At 67.8% G+C, this 18,955-nt stretch carries 21 protein-coding genes and 1 riboswitch; of the genes, 14 read left to right on the forward strand and 7 right to left on the reverse strand.

Annotation, left to right across the window (positions count from 1 at the left end):
- The first annotated feature begins 54 nt into the window (after nt 1-54).
- The 4 genes from AB0F51_RS30900 to AB0F51_RS30915 all read left to right on the forward strand — a co-directional run bounded on the left by AB0F51_RS30900 (nt 55) and on the right by AB0F51_RS30915 (nt 5,096).
- A complete protein-coding gene (locus AB0F51_RS30900; protein WP_360285718.1) occupies nt 55-2,142 on the forward strand; it encodes an RNA degradosome polyphosphate kinase in 2,088 nt (695 codons plus the stop codon).
- A gap of 10 nt (nt 2,143-2,152) precedes the next feature.
- The gene (locus tag AB0F51_RS30905) at nt 2,153-3,034 is read left to right on the forward strand and encodes an NUDIX domain-containing protein (protein ID WP_360285544.1); all 882 of its coding nucleotides are present in this window, start codon (nt 2,153-2,155) and stop codon (nt 3,032-3,034) included.
- 151 nt (nt 3,035-3,185) lie between these two features.
- Entirely contained in the window at nt 3,186-3,650 is a 465-nt protein-coding gene (locus tag AB0F51_RS30910) for a bifunctional nuclease family protein (protein WP_360285720.1), read from the forward strand.
- 120 nt (nt 3,651-3,770) lie between these two features.
- Nucleotides 3,771-5,096: a hypothetical protein gene (locus tag AB0F51_RS30915; RefSeq protein ID WP_360285545.1), complete on the forward strand. Its 1,326-nt coding sequence runs from the start codon at nt 3,771-3,773 to the stop codon at nt 5,094-5,096.
- A gap of 139 nt (nt 5,097-5,235) precedes the next feature.
- On the opposite strand, the gene AB0F51_RS30920 is transcribed toward AB0F51_RS30915, so the two are convergent.
- The gene (locus AB0F51_RS30920) at nt 5,236-5,454 is read right to left on the reverse strand and encodes a hypothetical protein (protein ID WP_360285546.1); all 219 of its coding nucleotides are present in this window, start codon (nt 5,452-5,454) and stop codon (nt 5,236-5,238) included.
- Between the two features lie 3 nt (nt 5,455-5,457).
- Between AB0F51_RS30920 and AB0F51_RS30925 the strand changes: the two genes are divergently transcribed.
- The 6 genes from AB0F51_RS30925 (at nt 5,458) to AB0F51_RS30950 (ending at nt 10,504) form a co-directional block, all read left to right on the forward strand.
- On the forward strand, nt 5,458-5,616 hold the full coding sequence (locus AB0F51_RS30925) for a hypothetical protein (RefSeq protein ID WP_360285547.1): 159 nt from the start codon (nt 5,458-5,460) through the stop codon (nt 5,614-5,616).
- 219 nt (nt 5,617-5,835) lie between these two features.
- A complete protein-coding gene (gene pstS / locus AB0F51_RS30930; protein WP_360285548.1) occupies nt 5,836-6,966 on the forward strand; it encodes a phosphate ABC transporter substrate-binding protein PstS in 1,131 nt (376 codons plus the stop codon).
- Between the two features lie 121 nt (nt 6,967-7,087).
- Entirely contained in the window at nt 7,088-8,152 is a 1,065-nt protein-coding gene (gene pstC / locus AB0F51_RS30935) for a phosphate ABC transporter permease subunit PstC (protein WP_360285550.1), read from the forward strand.
- The gene (gene pstA, locus AB0F51_RS30940) at nt 8,149-9,069 is read left to right on the forward strand and encodes a phosphate ABC transporter permease PstA (protein ID WP_360285551.1); all 921 of its coding nucleotides are present in this window, start codon (nt 8,149-8,151) and stop codon (nt 9,067-9,069) included. The genes pstC and pstA overlap by 4 nt, the downstream gene beginning before the upstream one ends.
- Before the next feature lie 21 nt (nt 9,070-9,090).
- Nucleotides 9,091-9,867, forward strand: coding sequence for a phosphate ABC transporter ATP-binding protein PstB (gene pstB, locus AB0F51_RS30945; protein ID WP_360285552.1), 777 nt, complete (start codon nt 9,091-9,093; stop codon nt 9,865-9,867).
- Nucleotides 9,868-9,925: 58 nt separating this feature from the next.
- Entirely contained in the window at nt 9,926-10,504 is a 579-nt protein-coding gene (locus AB0F51_RS30950) for a DUF4190 domain-containing protein (RefSeq protein WP_360285553.1), read from the forward strand.
- 31 nt (nt 10,505-10,535) lie between these two features.
- On the opposite strand, the gene AB0F51_RS30955 is transcribed toward AB0F51_RS30950, so the two are convergent.
- The gene (locus AB0F51_RS30955; protein ID WP_360285554.1) at nt 10,536-10,976 is read right to left on the reverse strand and encodes a DUF2752 domain-containing protein; all 441 of its coding nucleotides are present in this window, start codon (nt 10,974-10,976) and stop codon (nt 10,536-10,538) included.
- A gap of 99 nt (nt 10,977-11,075) precedes the next feature.
- Here AB0F51_RS30955 and AB0F51_RS30960 point away from each other — a divergent pair, with 99 nt between their 5' ends.
- Nucleotides 11,076-11,642: an RDD family protein gene (locus AB0F51_RS30960; protein WP_360285556.1), complete on the forward strand. Its 567-nt coding sequence runs from the start codon at nt 11,076-11,078 to the stop codon at nt 11,640-11,642.
- A gap of 25 nt (nt 11,643-11,667) precedes the next feature.
- Complete coding sequence (locus tag AB0F51_RS30965; RefSeq protein WP_360285558.1) at nt 11,668-12,384, forward strand: RDD family protein; 717 nt, start codon at nt 11,668-11,670, stop codon at nt 12,382-12,384.
- Here the strand turns inward: AB0F51_RS30965 and AB0F51_RS30970 are convergent, their stop codons facing one another.
- The 3 genes from AB0F51_RS30970 to thiC all read right to left on the reverse strand — a co-directional run bounded on the left by AB0F51_RS30970 (nt 12,385) and on the right by thiC (nt 15,441).
- The gene (locus AB0F51_RS30970) at nt 12,385-12,939 is read right to left on the reverse strand and encodes a hypothetical protein (RefSeq protein ID WP_360285559.1); all 555 of its coding nucleotides are present in this window, start codon (nt 12,937-12,939) and stop codon (nt 12,385-12,387) included.
- Nucleotides 12,936-13,493: a transposase gene (locus AB0F51_RS30975; protein ID WP_360285560.1), complete on the reverse strand. Its 558-nt coding sequence runs from the start codon at nt 13,491-13,493 to the stop codon at nt 12,936-12,938. Before AB0F51_RS30975 ends, AB0F51_RS30970 begins: the two co-directional genes overlap by 4 nt.
- 322 nt (nt 13,494-13,815) lie before the next feature.
- A complete protein-coding gene (thiC, locus tag AB0F51_RS30980) occupies nt 13,816-15,441 on the reverse strand; it encodes a phosphomethylpyrimidine synthase ThiC (protein WP_360285562.1) in 1,626 nt (541 codons plus the stop codon).
- A riboswitch (TPP riboswitch) is annotated at nt 15,433-15,553 on the reverse strand. It overlaps the preceding gene by 9 nt.
- Before the next feature lie 116 nt (nt 15,554-15,669).
- On the opposite strand from thiC, the gene AB0F51_RS30985 reads away from it, so the two are divergent.
- Entirely contained in the window at nt 15,670-16,419 is a 750-nt protein-coding gene (locus AB0F51_RS30985) for a lysophospholipid acyltransferase family protein (protein ID WP_360285564.1), read from the forward strand.
- Nucleotides 16,420-16,630: 211 nt separating this feature from the next.
- Entirely contained in the window at nt 16,631-17,167 is a 537-nt protein-coding gene (locus AB0F51_RS30990; RefSeq protein ID WP_360285566.1) for a hypothetical protein, read from the forward strand.
- A 17-nt stretch (nt 17,168-17,184) separates the two neighbouring features.
- Here the strand turns inward: AB0F51_RS30990 and AB0F51_RS30995 are convergent, their stop codons facing one another.
- Both AB0F51_RS30995 and AB0F51_RS31000 read right to left on the reverse strand, forming a co-directional pair.
- The gene (locus AB0F51_RS30995) at nt 17,185-18,183 is read right to left on the reverse strand and encodes an inorganic phosphate transporter (RefSeq protein WP_360285567.1); all 999 of its coding nucleotides are present in this window, start codon (nt 18,181-18,183) and stop codon (nt 17,185-17,187) included.
- A gap of 2 nt (nt 18,184-18,185) precedes the next feature.
- Nucleotides 18,186-18,818 (reverse strand): DUF47 family protein, encoded by a 633-nt coding sequence (locus AB0F51_RS31000; RefSeq protein WP_360285569.1) that lies wholly within the window; start codon nt 18,816-18,818, stop codon nt 18,186-18,188.
- Between the last annotated feature and the right edge of the window lie 137 nt (nt 18,819-18,955).

Consider the following 18,955-nt stretch of genomic DNA (forward strand, 5'->3'; position numbering starts at 1 on the left):
GGAGACTTGTTGGCGTCGCACAACCGGGAGTACGACGTCGAGCCCCCGTACGACATCACGGAGGCCGGCGATCTGCCGCAGGACCGGTTCTCGGATCGCGAGCTGAGCTGGCTGGCGTTCAACCAGCGGGTGCTCGAGCTGGCCGAGAGTGACCGGATCCCGCTGCTCGAGCGCGCCAAGTTCCTCGCCATCTTCGCCAGTAACCTGGACGAGTTCTACATGGTCCGGATCGCCGGGCTGAAGCGGCGGATCGCCGCCGGCGTCGCAGTACGGGCTGCCAGTGGGTTGCTGCCGCGGGAGGTTCTGGACCGGAGCCTGAGCCGCAGCCGTGAGCTGATGGACCGGCAGGCCGAGACCTGGCGCAAGGTGGTGCTGCCCGCGCTGGTCGAGGAGGGCATCGACATCCTCCGCTGGGACGAGCTGAGCACCGACGAGCGCGAGACGATGACCAGGTTCTTCCGGGACCGGGTCTTCCCTGTGCTGACCCCGCTGGCCGTCGACCCGTCGCACCCGTTCCCGTACATCTCCGGCCTGTCGCTCAACCTGGCCGTCGTCGTCCGCAACCCCGACACCCGTGGCGAGCACTTCGCCCGGGTGAAGGTGCCGCCGCTGCTGCAGCGGTTCGTGCAGGTCGCCGAAGGCCGGTTCGTACCGCTCGAGGACGTCATCGCCGCCCACCTGGGCCAGCTCTTCCCCGGTATGGAGGTCACTCAGCACCACACCTTCCGGGTCACCCGCAACGAGGACCTCGAGGTCGAGGAGGACGACGCGGAGAACCTGCTCGCCGCGCTCGAGAAGGAGCTGCTGCGGCGCAAGTTCGGCCCGCCGGTCCGGCTCGAGGTGGAGGAGTCGATCGACCCGAAGGTACGGGCCCTGCTGGTGTCCGAGCTGGGTGTCACCGAGGCAGAGGTGTTCGAGCTGCCCGGCCCGCTCGACCTGCGCGGCCTGTTCGCGATCGCCGCGCTCGATCGGGGCGACCTGAAGTTCCCCGCCTTCGTCCCGTCAACCCACCCGCACCTGGCTGAGGTGGAGACCTCCAACCCGGCCGACATGTTCCATGCGCTCAAGCAGCGCGACGTCCTGGTGCACCACCCGTACGATTCGTTCTCGACCAGCGTGCAGCGGTTCATCGAGCAGGCTGCCGCCGATCCGCACGTGCTCGCGATCAAGCAGACCCTGTACCGGACCAGCGGTGACTCCCCGATCGTGGACGCCCTGATCGACGCCGCCGAGGCCGGCAAGCAGGTCCTGGTCCTGGTCGAGATCCAGGCGCGTTTCGACGAGCAGGCCAACATCAAGTGGGCCCGGCAACTCGAGCACGCCGGCTGTCACGTCGTGTACGGCGTGATCGGGCTCAAGACGCACTGCAAGCTCTCCCTGGTGGTGCGCGAGGAGCCGGACGGCCTGCGCCGCTACGCCCACATCGGGACCGGCAACTACCACCCCAAGACAGCTCGCCTGTACGAGGACCTCGGCCTGCTCACCAGCGACAAGGTGGTCACCGAGGACATCGCGCACCTGTTCAACCACCTGTCCGGTTTCGCCCGTACTGCGGGCTACCGGCGACTCCTGGTCGCGCCTCAGTCCGTACGCCGGGGTCTGCTCGAGCGCATCGAGCGTGAGGTGCAGCACCACCTGGCAGGCCGACCAGCCCGAGTGCGGCTCAAGGTGAACAGCCTGGTCGACGAGGCCATCTCCGATGCGCTGTACCGCGCGTCGCAGGCCGGCGTACCGGTCGACCTGTGGATCAGGGGTATCTGCACGATTCGCCCGGGAGTGCCCGGTCTGTCGGACAACATCCGGGTCCGCAGCGTCCTGGGCCGCTTCCTCGAGCACAGCCGCGTGTTCTGGTTCGAGAACGGCGGCGAGCCCGAGGTGTGGATCGGCTCGGCCGACCTGATGCACCGCAACCTGGACCGCCGTGTCGAAGTACTGGTCCAGCTGAAGGAGCCGGATCACGTCACCGAGCTCGGTGACCTGTTCGACATGGGTTTCGACGAGCGGACCGGGTCCTGGTGGCTGCAGTCCGACGACAGCTGGCAGGCGCGGCTGAGCGATCCGGACGGCCGGCCCCTGCGCGATCTGCAAGAACGCCTGATCGCAACGCGTGGACGGCGCCGCCAACCGGACCCCATTACGTAGGGTTGACACCGTGAGCAATCCCGCGACCGTGATCGCCGCGGGGGGTGTCGTCTGGCGGGACGACCGCGACGGGCGGCGGATCCTGCTGGTGCACCGCCCCCGGTACGACGACTGGTCCCTGCCCAAAGGCAAGCTGACCCCGAACGAGCATGTCCTGTCGGCGGCCCGCCGGGAAATCGAGGAGGAGACCGGTCAGCAGGTCCTGCTCGGCCCACCGCTCGGCATCCAGCGGTACGACGTCCGCAAGAACGGCAACACGGTCCCGAAGATGGTGCACTACTGGTCGGCCCAGCTGACCGGCGATGAGCGGGAGTTCGTGCCCAGCGACGAGGTCGACAAGTCCGAGTGGCTGCCGGTCGAGAAGGCCCGACGCCGACTCAGCTATCCGCGCGATGTCGAGATCCTCGACGCTCTGGACAAGGTCACTCCGGTCCTCTCCACGCTGGTCCTGCTCCGCCATGCCGAGGCGGTCAAGCGCAAGGACTGGGAAGACAAGGACACCAAGCGGCCGCTGAGCGGGTTCGGCCTGGCCACCGCCGACCGGCTGGTCGACGTACTGGCCGCTGTCGGCGTCGACCGGATCCTCAGCAGTGACGCCGAGCGTTGCCTGTCGACAGTCAGCCCGTACGCCGAGGCGACCGGCCGGAAGATCCATGTGCATCCGGAGATCTCCCAGCGCAGCTACGAGGACCACCCGTCGAAGCTCGAAGGGATCGCGTCGACCGTCTGGAGGCCCGGCCGGGTCACCGTGGTCTGCTCGCACCGGCCGGTGCTGCCGGCGCTGTCGAAGGAGCTCGGCCTGAAGGTCGGCAAGTTCTCCCCCGGCGCCTTCGTTCTCGCCCACCAACTCGAGGGCGGCCGGCAGGTCCACGAACGCTTCCGAGCCCCTTAACCGCGACCCCTCACAGTCCGGGCACAATCTGTTTCCCGTTCCGGCAACAGCCATGGGCGATACCGGATGACGTCGGCCGGGGCGGGTATGTTCCTACTGAGGCGTCCCACCGGGCGCCGGGGCACGGAGAGGTCGGGGCGCCATGACGACGATGCGAGAGCTCACTCTGATCGGGATCCGGATGGAGTCGCCCGACCGGGCGCCGGTGATGATGCTGCGCGAGACCGAGGGCTACCGGTACCTGCCGATCTCGATCGGTTCGGTCGAGGCCACCGCGATCGCCTACGAGGAACAGGGCCTGCGCCCGTCCCGCCCGCTCACCCATGACCTGATGCGCGACGTGATCGAGGCGTTCGGCGTCACCATCGAGGCGGTGGAGATCGTCGAGCTGCGCGACGCGGTCTTCTACGCCGAGCTCGTCCTCGGCAACGGCGCCCGCGTCTCGGCCCGGCCGAGCGACTCGGTCGCCCTCGCGGTCCGGCTCGGTACGCCGATCCGCTGCACCGAACAGGTGCTCCAGGAAGCCGGCGTGGCCACCCCGGAAGAGGAGCAGGCCGAGCTCGAACGCTTCCGCCAGTTCCTCGACGGCGTCGCCCCCGAGGACTTCTCCAGCTAATCGGTTGCAACAAGCTGCAAACAGTCTTCTGCACGCCGTACTACATGCGCTAAGTTGCGCCGACGCACTGGCGGCCGGGGGTCGACTCGCCAGGCATTCTTCTCTGGGGGTCCACGCTCGATGCGCAAGCCACTCGCCGTAGCCGCTGCTGCCCTGATGCTGCTCGGCAGCATCCAGCTCCCGGCCCAGGCCGCAGGGCCGGAGGCGCCCACCGACCTGCAGATCAGCTGGGTCTCGCCCGCCAACAAGCTGGTCAAGATGACGTGGGCCGACGGTGGCGAGGCCAACATCGTGCGGGTCGAGTACCAGGACGGCCATCAGGTGACCAGGTTCACCAGCAAGCCAGGTACGCCGAACGAGTGGACCAGGGCCGGAGAGGCACTGGTCGCAGTCGACCGGGTCGCCCGCATCAGCGTGGTGAGCATCGACGCGGCCGGCGCCGAGAGCGCACCGGTCGTGTCGCCGTGGTTCGACTCCATCGGCGCTCCCCTGCCGACCTTCACCAGTGCTGTGCCGCTCGCCGACAGTTCGCTCAAGCTGAACTGGTCGCTGGCCCCCGTCCCCGTCGACACGACACCTGGCGATCCTCTCGACCTGCCGTCGACTGGTGAGGTGGTGAAGCTAGCCGTCGCCACGACTCCCAACGCCCCCGGCAAGTCGTTCACCCTGCCGGCGGGCACCACCACCTTGACCATTCCGCCGCATCCGCGCCCGTATCCCGTCGACATCCTGACGACCAACGAGTGGGCCATCCGGGGCGGCTACTCAGGCTCGTCGCGTGTGGTGTTCAACGAGACGGCGGTGGGTCTCTCGGTACCCGCGACCAACGTGTACTCGCAAAGCCTCCCGTTCTCCATCGTCGCCGGCACGCGGCTGTGCGCGAACGCGCAGGTCAACTGCCCCGACCCGGCGAACCCGTTCGTCGCCAACCCCGGCATCCGGACCTTCCTCCAGGCTCGTCCGGACGCCACTCGCCCCTGGAAGACAATCGGCACGTATGCCAACCAGCAACTGCGGTTCATCGCCAACGTTCGCCTGTACGGCGGCCAGCAGTACCGCCTCTACATCCCGAGCTGGTCCCACCTGAACGGCCGCGAACTCACAGTCGCTCCTGCAGCCTCGACCTCCGCCCGGTACTCCGCCACGCAGGCGAAGTTCGCCGTTGTGGGGTTCAACACCAGCACCGCGGCAGTCGGTCAGATCGTCAAGACGACTGTCGACGTCCTGCCGGCCGGGACGGTGAAGGCTGACCTGCAGTGGTACGACGGCAAGGTCTGGCGTCACGCCACCTACATCTCCCTCACCAAGGGCAAAGGCACGTTCTCCTTCAAGGCGGCGGGACGTGGCACCAGCCGGTACTGGCGAGTGGTCGTCCCCAAGATGACCATGAACGGCCTCCCGATCGTGGCAACGGCCAGCAAGCCCTTCAAGCTCACCGTGCGGTAAGGAGCTGGCGACGACAGCTGCTGGGGATGCGGACGAGGTCCTCATCGACCGCCACAGCTACGGTCTCTACCCCTACGAGGTCCTGCGGATCACCGTCGTCACGATCGACGCGGCAGGCGTCGAGTCCACACCGGCCGACTCACCCTGGTTCGACGCCATCCGGTCGCCGCAGCCCCAGCTCACCGACGCCGGCCTCCTCGTCGGTCCGGACCGTCACCACGTACGCCGACTTCGTCACGGCCAAGTTCGACAAGTCCGTCGCCCGGGTCGGCGAGACGATGACCGCGAGCGTCGACGTACGCCGGCCGCCACCAACCGGGCCGCTCTGCAGTACTTCAACGGTTCGGCCTGGCGTCACTCGATGGACATCGCCCTGGTCAACGGCAAGGGCACGGTGAGCTTCAAGGCCTCCGGCCGCGGCACCACCAAGAACTGGCGGATCGCGGTGCCGGCGATGACCTACAACGGTCTGCCGATCGCGGCAACAGTGAGCCGGACCTTTCCACTTTCCGTCCGCTGAGTCGGTACCGGACCGTGACCCAACAAGTGTTTTAGTCACTCTGGGTCACGGTCCTTAACTCAGTTCATCTGCTGGCCTTCTGACGGCACGCCAGCCGTCGTCAGCGCTACCGGAACCGTTCACCGCTCGTTCACCCGGCACGAGCCACCCGGTCATCTGGTCTCCCTACCGTCTGTGGAAGTTCAAGAAGTCTGAATCCCGCAGAAGGGCAACACTCTCGTGTCCGTCAATCGCCTGCTCCGCGTCGGCACCGTCGCCGTGGCATCCCTCGGCGTCCTCGCCCTGAGCGCCTGTGGCTCCGACCCGGAGTCGTCCGCGAACCCCGGCAGCACCAGCTCGTCCTCCGGTGGCGGCGACTGCCCGAAGGGCACCCTGAACGCCGAGGGTTCCTCGGCGCAGAAGAACGCCATCGAAGAGGTCATCAGCAAGTACAACAACGACAAGTGCACCGACGTCAAGGTGAACTACAACCCGACCGGCTCCGGTGCGGGGATCAAGCAGTTCAACGCGGGCCAGGTCGACTTCGCGGGCTCGGACTCGGCGCTGAAGACCGAGGCCAAGGACGGTGGCGAGGCCGAGGCCGCCGCGGCCGCCAAGCGCTGCCAGGGCAGCCCGGCGCTGAACCTGCCGATGGTCATCGGCCCGGTCGCGATCGCCTACAACGTGGACGGTCTGGACAAGCTGGTCGTCGACGGCCCGACCGCCGCGAAGATCTTCCAGGGCACCATCAAGACCTGGAACGACCCGGCGATCGCCAAGCTGAACCCGAACGCCAAGCTGCCGAGCGCGCCGATCGCGGTCTTCTTCCGCTCCGACGAGTCCGGGACCACCGAGAACTTCACCAAGTACCTCGAGGCCGCCGGTGGCGGTGCGTGGACCGGTAAGCCGGCCAAGAAGTGGACCGGCACGGGCGCCGGCAAGGAGAAGTCCGCCGGTGTCGCCGAAGGCGTGAAGAGCACCAAGAACTCGATCACCTACGTCGAGTGGAGCTACGCGGTCGACAACAAGCTGGGTGTCGCGTCGGTCGACACCGGCGCGGGCCCGGTCGAGCTGTCCGCCGAGTCCGCGGGCAAGGCGCTGGCCGCCGCGAAGCCGGCCGGTACCGGTAGCGACCTGGCGATGAAGCTCGACTACGCGACCAAGGCGCCGGGTGCCTACCCGATCATCCTGGTCACCTACGAGATCGCCTGCAGCAAGGGCCTGCCGGCCGAGAAGACCGCGCTGGTGAAGAGCTTCCTGACGTACTTCGCCAGCGCCGACGGCCAGTCGACGCTGACCGAGCTGAACTACGCGCCGCTGCCGGAAGAGATCCGCACCAAGGTCGACGCCGCCATCCAGGCGATCAGCTGACCGCACGAACCATCGCAGTACGGCGTGATGCGAGCCCCGGCCGTTCCGGTGATCCGGACGGCCGGGGCTTCGGCTCGCCGGCTCGCCACCCCGCACCGACCAGGCGCTTGGAGCAGCATCGATGAGTAGTACAGACGGCACGGCCCCGCCCGACCGGCCGACCGGCCCCACTCCCCGGCAGAAACTCGAGCTCGGCCCGGTCGGGCACCTCGGCGACCGGTTGTTCGCCGGACTCGCCCGCGGCTCCGGCGGCCTGGTGGTCGTCATCGTCGCGTTCGTCGGCATCTTCCTGCTCGCGCTGGCGATTCCCGCGCTGGCCGACAACCAGAGCAGCTTCCTGTTCTCCCGGATCTGGGAACCGGGCGGCCCGGCGCCGAAGTTCGGGATCGCGGCGCTGTTCTACACCACGCTGGTCAGCTCGATCATCGCGATGCTGATCGCGGTCCCGATCGCGGTCGGCGTCGCGCTGTTCACCACCTACTACTCGCCCAAGCGGCTGGCCGCGCCGGTCTCGCACGCGATCGACCTGCTGGCGGCCGTCCCCTCGATCATTTACGGGCTGTGGGCAATCATCTTCTTCGCCCCGATCCTGCGCCCGGTGATCGACGGCCTGAGCTCGGCGCTCGGCTGGATCCCGCTGTTCGAGAAGCCCGCCACCGACAACCTCGGCGTCGTCTTCACCGCGTCCGTCGTCCTGGCGATCATGATCCTGCCGGTGGTCACCGCGATCAGCCGGGAGATCTTCGCCCAGACGCCGATCACCCATCGCGAAGGCGCCCTGGCGCTCGGCGCGACCCGCTGGGAGATGATCCGGATGGCGGTCCTGCCGTACGGCCGCTCCGGTGTGGTCAGCGCCTCGATGCTCGGCCTGGGCCGCGCGCTCGGCGAGACCGTCGCAGTACTGATCATCTTGTCGGTGCCGAACGGCAACGACCCGTGGAACTCCTCGATCTTCGCCGGCGGCGAGACGTTCGCGTCGAAGATCGCCAACAACGCCGCGGAGTTCGACTCACCGGAGAAGACCGGCGCCTACATCGCGGCCGGTCTGGTCCTGTTCGTGGTGACCTTCCTGGTCAACTCCGCCGCCCGCCTGATCGTCGCGCGCAGCGGCCCCGGCGGTAAGCGTCCGCGCCGCAACCGCCGGGCCGGGACCAACCCCGCCCAGACCGAAGGAGCCGCCTCGTGAGCACGCTCGCAGCCAACAAGCCGGCGTACGACGGGCAGACTCTCGACCTGACCGGCAAGTCCGGTGCCCGGGCGTTCAAGAACACCCTGGCCACCGCGCTGATCGTGCTGTGCTTCCTGATCGCACTCGTTCCGCTGCTGTGGATCCTGTGGACCGTGGTCAGCAAGGGGTACAACCTGTTGCTGGATCCGAACTGGTGGTCCCAGTCGCAGCGCGGCATCACGGTACGCCGGGTCGGTGGCGGCGCGTACCACGCGATCATGGGCACCCTCATCATGGCGCTGATCTGTGCCGTGATCGCGGTGCCGATCGCCATTCTGGGCGCGATCTACCTGGTCGAGTACGGCAAGGGCACCAAGGCCGCCAAGGTGGTCAGCTTCATGATCGACATCCTCACCGGGGTGCCCTCGATCGTGGCCGCGCTGTTCATCTACGCGGTCTGGATCACTGTGCTCGGCTTCAACCGGGTCGGCTTCGCGGTGGCGCTCTCGCTGGTCCTGCTGATGCTGCCGGTCGTCCTGCGCTCCACCGAGGAAATGCTGAAGCTGGTACCGGACGAGTTGCGCGAAGCGTCGTACGCGCTCGGGGTGCCGAAGTGGAAGACGATCCTCAAGGTGGTCATCCCGACCGCGTTCGGCGGCATCATCACCGGCGTGATGCTCGGCCTGGCCCGGGTGATGGGCGAGACCGCGCCGCTGCTGATCCTGGTCGGCTACTCCAAGAACATCAACCTGAACCCGTTCGACGGGTTCATGGGCGCCCTGCCCACGATGATCAACCAGGACCGGACCGAGCTGGCCCTGCAGCCGGCCGCCGACCGGGTCTGGGCCGCGGCCCTGACGCTCATCCTGCTGGTCCTCCTCCTCAACGTGCTGGCCCGCGTGATCGCGCGCTTCAGCACCATCAAGTCCCACTAGCCCGAGAGGTTCTGAGTCGATATGGCAAAGCGCATCGAGGTCAGCGGCCTCAACGTCTACTACGGCGACTTCAAGGCCGTCGAGGACGTGTCGATGACGATCGAGCCCCGCTCGGTCACCGCGTTCATCGGCCCGTCCGGCTGCGGCAAGTCCACCTACCTGCGCACCCTGAACCGGATGCACGAGGTGATCCCCGGCGCCCGGGTCGAGGGCAAGGTGATGCTGGACCAGCAGGACCTGTACGCCAGCGGCGTCGACCCGGTGGCGGTCCGCCGGGTGGTCGGCATGGTGTTCCAGCGGCCGAACCCGTTCCCGACCATGTCGATCTTCGACAACGTCGCGTCCGGCCTGAAGCTCAACGGGGTCAAGGATCGCAAGAAGCTCACCGAGGTCGTCGAGGCCTCGCTCAAGGGCGCGAACCTGTGGAACGAGGTGAAGGACCGGCTGGACAAGCCCGGTGCGGGTCTGTCCGGCGGTCAGCAGCAGCGGCTGTGCATCGCCCGGGCGATCGCGGTCGAGCCCGAGGTGATCCTGATGGACGAGCCCTGCTCGGCCCTGGACCCGATCTCGACGCTGGCCATCGAGGACCTGATCGAGAAGCTCAAGGACCGGTTCACCGTGGTGATCGTGACCCACAACATGCAGCAGGCGGCCCGGGTCTCCGACCAGACCGCCTTCTTCAACCTGGCCGCGACCGGCAAGCCCGGCCGGCTGGTCGAGATGGGCCCGACCAAGCAGATCTTCTCCAACCCGGGCGAGAAGGCCACGGAGGACTACATCACCGGCCGGTTCGGCTGATCTGTCCCCCTGTCGTAGTAGTGTCTGTGCCTTCTCAACGTTCTAGAAGGGGACCGTGGTGAGCACTCCGACGCCTCCCGGCGACGACCCGAACAACCCGAATCGGCCCGAGGACACGCCTGGGCAGCCGGGTGAGTACGGGCAGCAGTCCGATCCCTACCAGCAGCCTGGGCAGCCTGGGGGCTATGGGCAACCAGGTCAGCCTGGGTACGGTCAGCAGCCGGGTCAGCCCGGCTACGGCCAGCAGCCTGGTCAGTACGGCCAGCCCGGTCAGCCCGGTTACGGCCAGCAGCCCGGCTATGGGCAGCAGCCTGGTTATGGTCAGCAGCCCGGTCAGCCTGGCTACGGCCAGCAGCCAGGTGGATACCCGGGCCAGCCCGGCTACCCCGGCCAGCAGGGCGCCTACGGCTACGGCGGCGCCGCGCCGCAGAACAACACCCCGCAGACCCTGGCGATCATCGGCATCGTCTGCTGGTTCTGCTGCTCGCCGGCCGCGATCATCCTCGGCTTCATTGCCCAGGGCAAGTTCCGCGAGCAGGGCAAGTCGGACACCCTGGCCAAGGTCGCCTGGATCGGCGGCATCGTGGCCTTCGCGCTCGGCATCCTCGGCTACGCCTCCGGCGCGGTCGGCCGCTGAGCCACAGTAAGCACCTGGTACGGCGTCGCCCTCAGTTCAGGTTGCGGGCGACGCCGTAGACCAGCAGGACGACGGCCAGGACCTTGATCGCACGGTCGACCAGCCGCGGGTCCGGGCGGAGTCTGGGCAGTCTGACCAGCCGGGTCCGCTCGAGTGCCCAGGCCAGCAGTTGGTAGCCGACGGCAACGCCGATCAGCGGACCGATCACGAGCACGACCGGATTGAAGTGCCAGGCGGCGACGAGATCGCCCCGCAGCAGAGCAGCGGCCATCCGGGTGCCTCCACAGAACGGGCAGTTCAGGCCGGTGGTGGCATGCAGCAGGCACGGGATGCCGAGCTGACGTGAGCCGGACAACTGGTAGACCGCTGCCAGTACGAACCCACCGACACCGACGGCCGCGAGACCGAGTACCTGCCGCCCAGGCGGCTCGACCGGCCCCTGCGGGCGGAGTACGACGGTTGGCTGGGTCACGTCCCCAACGGTAACTCCTGCTGCCAGGGATCCCCGACGGTGGCTTGGCCGTCCGAAGACGGGCAGTACGATCCCGGAGCGCCCTCCGAAAGGAATCTCGTGAGCACCCCTCCCTCGCCGTACCCGGGTCAGTTTCCGCCGGGACAACCCGGTGACCGCAGCAACAGCCCGTACCAGCCCGGTCAGCCGGTCTACGCGCCTGGTGGCTCCCACCTGCAAGGCGGCTACGGCTACGCGCCGCCCGGACGGTATGCGGAGTGGACGACCCGCGTCGGTGCCTCGCTGATCGACAGCATGGTCCAGTTCCCGCCCGTCGCCATCGGCTTCGGCGCAGGGCTGGCCATCAACGGCGACAGCCAGGAGCTCACCCCGGCCGCCGGTACGGCGATGGTGCTGGGCGTCGCGCTCAGCGGGCTGCTCTGGTTCTGGAACCGGGTGATCAAGCAGGGCAGGACCGGACAGTCGGTCGGCAAGCGGGTCACTGGGCTGAGGATCGTCTCGGCGCGGACCGGGGAGACCATCGGTATCGGCAGGACCTTCGTCCGGGAGATCTGCTCGTACCTGATCAACTACCTCTGTTTCCTCAACCTGCTCTGGCCCCTGTGGGATGCCAAGCAGCAGACGTTGCACGACAAGGTCGTCTCCGACCTGGTGATCAAGCTCTGATTCGAGAGCGCAAGAAAGGACTTCTGTGACCACCCCTCCCCACGGTCCTGAGGACCGCCCGCAGGATGTACCGCGCCAACCGGGTCAGCCCGGCTACGGTCCGCCGCAGTATGGGCAACCTGGGCAATACGGGCAGCCGGCGCAGCCGCAGTACGGGCAACCCTCGCCGTACGGGCAGTACGGCCAGCCTGCGCAGCCGCAGTACGGACAGCCTGGGCAGTACGGGCAACCCGGGTCGGCGTACGGGCAGAATCCCTACCCGCAGGGCTATGGGTACGGCTACGGCGCTCCCGGTGGTGGGGCCGAGCTGGCGGGCTGGGGCTCCCGGGTGGCCGCGTCTCTCCTGGACGGCCTGGTCGCCGGCGTACCGGGGACCATTGGCTACGTCATCTTCCTGGTGAACATCGCCGGCAAAGCCGACTCGTCCATCGACCCCGGCCCCGATCCGTTCGCCGTCATCGTGCTCTTGGTCGGTGTCCTGATCACCATCGGCCTGTGGGTCTGGAACCGGGTGATCCGGCAGGGCAACACCGGTCAGAGCATCGGCAAGAGCGTGCTGGACATCAAGCTGATCGACTCCGGGTCCGCCCAGCCGATCGGCCCGGGCCGGGCGTTCCTGCGCGACTTCCTGCGAGCCATCTTCGACCAGGCCTGTCTGCTCAACGCGCTCTGGCCGTTGTGGGACGACCAGAAGCAGACCTGGCACGACAAGGTGATGTCCACCTACGTCATCAAGGTCTGACTACTTCGAGAGCAGCAGGCCGGCGCAGAGCACGGACCAGAGCACGCTGGTGAAGGTACCGATGATGAATCGCTCCGCCACCGCCTGCGGCGTCACCGACGCCGGCTGGTCCGGACTGCGCAGCTCCGGGTAGCGCGCCAGGCCCTTGATGGCCAGCACGATCGCCAGGCCCTCGGGCCAGCCCGCCACGATGGAGCCGTAGATGGCGCCGCGCTCCAGCGCACCGATCAGCGCGCCGCCTCGCAGTACCTCACCGGCCTGCTGGGTCGACTGCGACCTGGTGTTGCCGCGGTCGACCAGTGCCAGTACAGAAGTCGTCAGTGGACCTCCACCGGCTACCGCGAGGGCACCGGAGGCCAGGAGGAGTATGTTCCACCAGGTCTCCCGCCAGCCTTGTACGCCGTGCCCTGCCAGCAGCAGGATCGCCGCGGCGGTCAAACAGGCCAGCATGAAGCCACTGATCACGATCTCCGGCGTGGAGCCCGACTTGGGCCACCACGCCAGTACGGCGAGCACCAGGCTGACACCGGTCAGCACCAGCACTGCTGCCGTCATGCAGCCTCCCCTGCCTCGAGCAACTCAGCCGCGAGCACCCGGCCGCGCTGCTCCTCGGCGAACCCTGCCGCCTGCGCCCGCTGGGTCACAGCGGACTGGCTGATCCCAAGCTTCACGCCGATCTCCCTCCTGGTCAGCCCTTCCGACAGGAGGTCGGCCACTGCCCAGCCGCGCTCGCTGCGGCGACGTAGTACCGAGGCCACCAGCCACATGACGCTCTCCACCTGCTCGGCCGCGTGCTTGTTGCTGCCGACCACGCTCACGTGATGGGGACTGGACTTGGCGCGGTTGACGGCTTCGCGAGCGAAGATGAAGGCGTCCCCGCTGCCGGCCCTGGTACTCCGCGGCAGCGGCAGGTCGACCGGACCGAACCCGAGGCCGACATGCCAGACCTCGGCCCGGAGCAACTGGACGATCACGTCGATGGTGGCGCGGGCGTCGGAGAGCACGCCCTGGACCTCGTCGCCCGCGGTGCGCTCGAACTTGCGCAGCAGCCCGACCCGCCGGGGTCGCCGGTTCAGCGTATTCAGTAGCTCGGGTACGAGATCGCCCATGCTTCCGCTGTCTCGCTGATCTACCGTGAGAACGAAGACCATCGCCCTGCTCACCTCCTTCCCAACGCAGATTAAGGCTACAGTCTTATTCACGCAGAGTGAAGGGAAAAACCTGAACCGGTTCGGCCAATCACTGACAGTGATCACCCCGACGGCCACCAGTTCCCCCATTCTCCGCTGGATTCCGCGCTTCGCGCACCTCGACGCCCCGTCACCTTCACACCCAGTCAGGACGTATTCCGCCCCTCCAGCCCATTTTCACCCGCGGACCCGACGGTCTCGATTTCCTTCGAGAGCCGCCGGGCAGCGGCGCCTCCCCGGGTCAGTCAGCCAGGGGGAGGTAGAGCTTGTTGTCCTTGGCTCGGAAGGTTTCGGACATTTCCGCGAAGCCTGCTTCGATCGCCTCGGCGGAGTCCAGGCCGTTCTCCTCGGCGTACTTGCGGATGTCGGCGGTGATCCGCATCGAGCAGAACTTCGGCCCGCACATCGAGCAGAAGTGGGCCGTCTTGGCGGGCTCGGCCGGCAGCGTCTCGTCGTGGTACGAGCGGGCCGTGTCCGGATCCAGCGAGAGGTTGAACTGGTCCTCCCAGCGGAACTCGAACCGGGCCCTCGACAACGCGTCGTCCCAGTCCTGCGCGTGCGGGTGCCCCTTGGCCAGATCGGCCGCGTGGGCAGCGATCTTGTAGGTGATCACCCCGGTCTTCACGTCGTCGCGATCCGGCAGCCCGAGGTGCTCCTTCGGCGTGACGTAGCAGAGCATCGCGGTCCCGAGCCAGCCGATCTGGGCCGCGCCGATCGCACTGGTGATGTGGTCGTACGCCGGTGCGACATCAGTTGCCAATGGCCCCAATGTGTAGAACGGCGCCTCCCCGCAGAGCTCCTCCTCGAGCCGGACGTTTTCCGCGATCTTGTGCATCGGCACGTGTCCCGGGCCCTCGATCATCACCTGGACGTCGTGCTCCCAGGCGATCTTGGTCAGCTCGCCCAGCGTCCGCAGCTCGGCGAACTGGGCCGCGTCGTTGGCGTCCGCGATACAGCCCGGACGCAACCCGTCGCCGAGCGAGAAGGTCACGTCGTACTGGCGCAGGATCTCGCAGAGCTCGGCGAAATGCGTGTACAGGAAGGATTCCTGGTGATGCGCGAGGCACCACGCGGCCATGATCGAGCCGCCGCGCGAGACGATGCCGGTGATCCGCCGGGCGGTCAGCGGCACGTACCGCAGCAGTACTCCGGCGTGCACGGTCATGTAGTCGACACCCTGCTCGCACTGCTCGATCACCGTGTCGCGGTAGACCTCCCAGGACAGCTCGGTCGGGTCACCCTTCACCTTCTCCAGCGCCTGGTACAGCGGCACGGTCCCGATCGGCACCGGCGAGTTGCGCAGGATCCACTCGCGCGTCTCGTGGATGTTCTTGCCGGTGGACAGGTCCATCACCGTGTCCGCGCCCCACCGGGTGGCCCAGACCAGCTTCTCCACTTCCTCTTCGACCGAGCTGGACACGGCCGAGTTGCCGATGTTGGCGTTCACCTTCACCAGGAACTTCTTCCCGATGATCATCGGCTCGGCTTCCGGATGCCGGTGGTTGGCCGGGATCACCGCCCGGCCGCGGGCCACCTCGGCCCGGACGAACTCCGGATCCATGTTCTCCCGGATCGCGATGTAGCGCATTTCCTCCGTGATCGTCCCGGCCCGCGCATGCGCAAGCTGGGTCAGCGGCTCACGACCGGCGATCCAGTCCCGGCGTACCGGCGGAAGACCCGCCTGTACGTCGATCTGCGCGGTCGCGTCGGTGTACGGCCCGGAGGTGTCGTAGAGGTCGAAGTGCTCCCCGTTGGTGAGCTGCACCCGCCGCTGCGGAACCCTGAGCTCACCGGTGTAGATCTTCTCCGATCCAGAGATCGGCCCGGTGGTAACGCTCGGGCGGACAGAGTTGTCGATGGTTGTCACGATGCTGCTCCCTACGCCGGAATTACCCGGACAGGTTCGGCGGTCGGCGGCACCGGGTCTCCCCAGCCGCCCTCTCAGCCCGCTTTCGGCGCGAGCTCCCGCGATGTCAACTTGTCGCCCGTCACTCTAGCCACAGCCCCAGTACTGCGTACTCAATCCGCGCGCCCCGCGGCGAGCATCACAACGCCGATCGGTGTGCCGCCAGGGCCGACCCGGTACCGTCGGGCCATGCGAGACATCCTGTACCCGCCGGTGATCGGCCTGGCCAAGACCGCCTTCAAGGTGCTCGACCTGCGCTTCACCATGGTCGGGACGGAGCACATCCCGCGCACGGGCGGTGCGGTGCTCGCGGTGAACCACATCAGCTACGTGGACTTCGTGATCGGCGGCTTCGGCGCCCAGCCGAGCAAGCGGCTGGTCCGGTTCATGGCCAAGGAGGTCCTCTTCCGCAACCGGTACTCCGGTCCGCTGATGCGCGCCATGCACCACATCCCGGTGGACCGCGGCGCGGGCGCCGGCTCGTACCGGCAGGCGATCCAGTACCTGAACGACGGCGAGATCGTCGGGGTCTTTCCCGAAGCCACCATCAGCCGGTCGTTCGAGCTGAAGGAGTTCAAGTCCGGCGCGGTCCGGATGGCCGCCGAGGCCGGCGTCCCGGTGATCCCGATGATCCTGTGGGGCACCCAGCGGATGATGACCAAGGACCACCCGCGCGACTTCTCCCGGCACCAGCGGGTCTCCATCACCGTCGGCGAGCCGATCCCGGTGAGCAAGGACGAGGACGCCACCGAGGCCACCACCCGGCTGCGGACCACGATGGCCGAGATGCTCGCCCGCACGATCAGCGCCTATCCCGAGAAGCCGGCCGGCGCCTGGTGGCTGCCCGCGTCGTACGGCGGGAGCGCGCCGACCCCCGAGGAAGCCGACCGGCTGGACGCCGAGGAACTGCGCAACCGCGCGGCGCGCCGGCGCAAGTAGACCGGTTTGCCCCTCCGCGACACTCGGCAAGTAGACCGGTTTCCGCCTCGGCGGTAACCGCCATCCGGACGAGGACTTGACCCGGCGGCCACCTGGGGGTAGCAAGAACCCTTGAATGTCGAAGCAGGACCTGGGGGGTCCCTCTCGACGGCAGGCTGGTCGCGCTCCCGCCCCGGGCGCCACGCCTGCGGTCATCGGGCTGGGTGGGGGAATGACGATTTTGTACGGATCAGAGGAAGAGCTGCATCTCTTCGAACCGGGGAAGCTGAGTATTCCGAGCAACGTCGCGGAGGAGATTCCGGACGTCGGGGTCTACTTCCTCTACTGGGCGACGCAGAACCTGCGGCCGGACCAGGCCCGGGAGATCGAGTCGGCGGTGAACGGCCGGCGCTGCCAGAACGGCTGGTTCCCGCTGGAGAGCCTGGACGGTCTCGGCCGCCGCGGCTCGTGGCGCGGCCCGCTGACCTATCTGGCGCAGATGACCGCGAAGGACTCCGCGATCGTGAAGGCCTGGGCCACCATCAACATGGCGCCCAGCGCCGACAAGGACCGGATCGAGGCGACGGCCGACCGGCTGCTCTACCAGCAGGGCCACGCGGCCGCCGCGACCTGGGTGATGGCCGTCCGGCCGCAGGCCTTCCTGAGCCTCACCCTGCTCGGCGACTCGCTCTACAACAACTGGGAGAGCGCGGTCGCGACCCTGCGCCCCAAGGACCTCGCGAAGTCCGTACGCCGCTGGAACCGCTGACTCCCCCAGTCGCGCGGTTACTCGAGGATCAGGTGCGCGATCCCATAGACGCCGGCCGCGACGACACCGGCGGCGGGGATGGTCAGCACCCAGGCGGTCACGATGCCCTTCGCGACGCCCCAGCGAACCGCTGACAGCCGCTTGGTGGCGCCCGCGCCCATCACCGCTGAGGTGATCGTGTGCGTGGTCGAGACCGGCGCGTGCAGGCCGATCGCCATCACGTAGAGCACGGTCGCCGCGACCGCCTCGGAGGCGAAGCCGCGAGCCGGGTCGAGGTGGATGATCCGGCGGCCCAGGGTGCGCATGATCCGCCAGCCGCCGGAGTACGTGCCCAGCGAGATCGCGGTCGCGGCCGAGATCTTCACCCAGGTCGGGATGCCGTCGCCCTTGTCGACGTGCCCGGTGGTGAGCAGCGCCAGGAAGATCACGCCCATCGTCTTCTGGGCGTCCTGCAGACCGTGCCCGAGCGCCATCGCGGCCGCCGACAGCGACTGCGCCAGCCGGAACCCGCGGGTGGTCTTGCCCGGGTTGCTGCGCCGGAAGATCCACAGGATCGCGGTCATCAGCAGGAACGCGCCGAGGAAGCCGATGGCGGGCGACAGGATCATCGGGATCACGACCTTGTCGAGGATCCCGCTCCACAGCACCACGCTGGTGGAGGCCAGCCCGGCGCCGACCAGGCCGCCGATCAGGGCGTGCGAGGACGACGACGGCAGGCCGAAGTACCAGGTGATCATGTTCCAGGTGATGGCGCCGACCAGGGCGGCGATCACCACCACCAGGCCGTGCTGACCGGTGGGCACGTTGATGATGCCCTTGCCGACGGTGTCGGCCACCTCGGTGCCCAGGAAGGCACCGACGAAGTTCATCACCGCCGCCATCACCAGGGCCACCCGGGGCGTCAGCGCCCGGGTGGAGACCGACGTCGCGATCGCGTTCGCGGCGTCGTGGAAACCGTTGGTGTAGTCGAAGGCGAGCGCGATGACGATGACCGCGATGACGAGCGCGAGCTCCACGCTCAGCTCTCCTTGACGGCGATCTGTTCGACCGAGTTCGCGACGTGCTCGAAGGCGTCGATGGCGGCCTCCAGCAGGTCGACCACGGTCTTCACCTTCATCACCGTCAGCGCGTCGAACTCGCCGCTGAACAGCTTCGCGATGATCCGGCGGTGGACCGCGTCACCGGTGTTCTCCAGCCGGTTGATCTCGATCCAGTACTCGGCCAGGTCCTTCATCGTGCGCAGCCGCGGCATCGTCTCGGCGGTCAGTGCCGCCATCCGCTGCAGCACCTCGATCTGCTCGGCCACCTCGGCCGGCAGACTGGTGAGGGAGAAGAGGTGGACGTTGTCGACCGCCTCCTCCATGTAATCCATCACGTCGTCGAGGTCGGAGGCCAGCCGGTAGATGTCCTCCCGGTCGAACGGGGTGACGAAGGTCGAGTTGACCCGGCGGATGATCGAGTGGGTCGTCTCGTCCGCCGCGTGTTCGGCATCCTTCATCTGGACGGCGATCTGTTGGCTCGCCGACAGTCCTGATCCGGCCGTGCTGCCGAGCAGCTCGGCCAGGATGCGGGATCCGTCGACCAGGTGATTGGCGGATTCGGTGAAAAGGTCGTAGAACGTCGGGTCGTTCGGACGCAGACGTAACGGCACTTCAAGCTCCGGGTGAACGAGGGACAAACCGTGAACATGCTAGGGGCAACGGACCGCTGACGGAGCATCCGCCTGCTCAAGGTACCGCGAGATGATGAACACGTAGACTCAGCGCGACCGGAAAGTGACCGAAAGAA

Source organism: Kribbella sp. NPDC023855 (assembly GCF_040639475.1).
In the GTDB taxonomy this organism is placed as follows: Bacteria; Actinomycetota; Actinomycetes; order Propionibacteriales; family Kribbellaceae; genus Kribbella.

Coding starts and splice junctions, on each gene's coding strand:
- AB0F51_RS30910 (WP_360285720.1), top strand. CDS start 3,186: ATGCGAGAGCTCACTCTGATCGGGATCCGGATGGAGTCGCCCGACCGG.
- AB0F51_RS30915 (WP_360285545.1), top strand. CDS start 3,771: ATGCGCAAGCCACTCGCCGTAGCCGCTGCTGCCCTGATGCTGCTCGGC.
- AB0F51_RS30925 (WP_360285547.1), top strand. CDS start 5,458: ATGGACATCGCCCTGGTCAACGGCAAGGGCACGGTGAGCTTCAAGGCC.
- pstC (WP_360285550.1), top strand. CDS start 7,088: ATGAGTAGTACAGACGGCACGGCCCCGCCCGACCGGCCGACCGGCCCC.
- pstB (WP_360285552.1), top strand. CDS start 9,091: ATGGCAAAGCGCATCGAGGTCAGCGGCCTCAACGTCTACTACGGCGAC.
- AB0F51_RS30970 (WP_360285559.1), bottom strand. CDS start 12,939: ATGACGGCAGCAGTGCTGGTGCTGACCGGTGTCAGCCTGGTGCTCGCC.
- AB0F51_RS30975 (WP_360285560.1), bottom strand. CDS start 13,493: ATGGGCGATCTCGTACCCGAGCTACTGAATACGCTGAACCGGCGACCC.
- AB0F51_RS30985 (WP_360285564.1), top strand. CDS start 15,670: ATGCGAGACATCCTGTACCCGCCGGTGATCGGCCTGGCCAAGACCGCC.
- AB0F51_RS30990 (WP_360285566.1), top strand. CDS start 16,631: ATGACGATTTTGTACGGATCAGAGGAAGAGCTGCATCTCTTCGAACCG.